General features: G+C 39.6%; 2 protein-coding genes. Both read right to left on the bottom strand.

The window, feature by feature from the left end:
• Nucleotides 1–1,081 (bottom strand): tryptophan synthase subunit beta (gene trpB / locus QZ359_RS06285; RefSeq protein WP_293964235.1); only part of this gene is annotated, 1,081 nt, incomplete at its 3' end.
• A gap of 512 nt (nt 1,082–1,593) precedes the next feature.
• Nucleotides 1,594–2,233 (bottom strand): LacI family DNA-binding transcriptional regulator (locus QZ359_RS06280; RefSeq protein ID WP_293964233.1); only part of this gene is annotated, 640 nt, incomplete at its 5' end.

Genomic DNA, 2,233 nt, shown 5'->3' with positions numbered 1-2,233 from the left:
GTGCACGTTTAACTGCTTCTGCGATAGCGTGCGAACTTTCAATCGCTGGGATAATTCCTTCAGTCTTGCTGAGAAGAAGGAGAGCCTGAACAGCTTCTTCATCTGTCGCAGCCACATATTCCACGCGACCTGAATCTTTGAAGTAGGCGTGTTCTGGGCCAACCCCTGGATAGTCCAATCCAGCTGAGATAGAGTAAACTGGAGCTAGCTCTCCATCTTCCTTAAAGACTGCATAAGTCTTCATGCCGTCGACAATTCCGATACTACCTTTTGTCATAGTAGCTGCGTGCTTGTCTGTATCAAGTCCGTGACCAGCAGCTTCAACCCCAACCAATTTAACTTCTTCATCAGCCACATACTGAGAAAAAGCACCGATGGCATTGGAACCACCACCTACACAAGCAATAACGTAGTCTGGTAAACGACCTTCTTTTTCTAAGATTTGACGGCGAGATTCTTCACTGATGACCTTTTGGAACTCATGAACAATTGTAGGATAAGGGTGAGGTCCCACAGCAGATCCCAGAACGTAGAAGGCTTCCAAATCATTCATCCATGCTCCAAAGGCTGCATCAACAGCATCTTTGAGGGTACGAGTCCCTGTTTCAACTGCATGAACAGTTGCTCCCATCATCTCCATACGGAAAACATTGAGACGTTGACGTTCCACATCCTCTGCTCCCATGTAGACATCACAAGCCATACCAAACTTGGCTGCAGCCGCTGCTGTCGCAACACCGTGCTGACCAGCTCCTGTTTCTGCGATTACTCGTTTTTTGCCCATGCGTTTAGCCAAAAGAATTTGTCCTAAAACGTTGTTGAGCTTGTGAGAACCAAGGTGGTTAAGGTCTTCACGCTTGAGATAAATCTTAGCGCCACCTAAGTGATCTGTCAAACTTTCCGCAAAATAGAGCGGTGTTTCGCGACCTGAATAGTCCTTCAAGTAATGACGAAATTCTGCCAAAAACTCTGAATCATCCTTGTACTTATCAAATGTCACTTCCAACTCATCCAACAAAGCCTGAATCGGCTCCGGTACAAAACTACCACCAAATTGTCCAAAATAACCTTTAGTTGTCATAAAATTTTTCCTCTTTCTGTATTGATTTCAAGATATGAAAAAGCCCACACACAGAAAATTACTCTGCGTGAGGGCGTTGGTAACGCGGTGCCACCTCAATTATAAAGGGACTATTCCCCTTTACATCTCTGCCTTGTCTAACAACAAGTTGCACTGTAAGGTGTGCGCACCGAATTTTCATTGTTTCAAATTCATTTTTAAAATCAGCCCACTTTCACTACTCCCAACCACCTATTCACAATCACCACAGGCTCCCTGAAGATTAAAAATAGTTACTTTTCTGATTTGTTGAACTTATTTTAATACTTTGTTTTTTCTTTGTCAAGACTTTTTTACGATTTTTTTGAAAGATGTGTGATTCGAATGTGATAATGTCTTTAGTAAATCGAACGTGAAAATGTCCCACTTGTTAGAAATTGGATCCAACTCAATAGAAACTGAATAGATGCTAAACAGAACTTACTTTAGAACACTCCATCTTTTCCATTAGGATTTTCAAGAATTAAACAATACTAGAAACTCTGTCTCCTAACAAGTTTAGTAGAAACTTCAACAGATGTGACACTTTCCCCCTTTATAATTGCTAATACCCCTTCAATCATTTCTTGAGCTAATTTAACATAATTAGGAGAAATTGTAGATAAAGCAGGAGTGTAATACTGTGAAATTGGAATATTATCAAATCCAACAACGGATATATTATCCGGAATCGCTATTCCTTTTTCGTAACACGCACGAATTAGTCCCTGAACTTTTTCATCGCCTGAAACAAATATAATATCTGGATAATTTCCAAAAGACAAATCATTCACAGCAAAGGAATAAACTGACTCTATTGTAGTTAAACCATAAACTACCTTCAAATCCATAGAATAATTATTATCCTTTAAAAAAGTTCTCACTCCTCTCTCTCGATCCTTATTTACATAAGACTCACCTCCCATAAGTAACCACATATCTTTAAAATTCTTTTCCAAAACTACTTTCATCATATCATAAGTAGCTTGAAAGTTATTGTTAGATACGTAAACTACTCCAGGTGTTTGAGACTCTCCAAAGACAATGAAAGGCATATTATTTTTCTTTAAATATTGGATTCGAATATCATTCTCCCCCTCATAAAAGACCTGTCTCTTATACACATCTCCGAGC

Origin of the sequence: Streptococcus sp., from assembly GCF_019414905.1 — a bacterium.
Classification (GTDB): Bacteria; Bacillota; Bacilli; order Lactobacillales; family Streptococcaceae; genus Streptococcus.
This window is presented reverse-complemented; position numbering and strand designations above follow the sequence as displayed.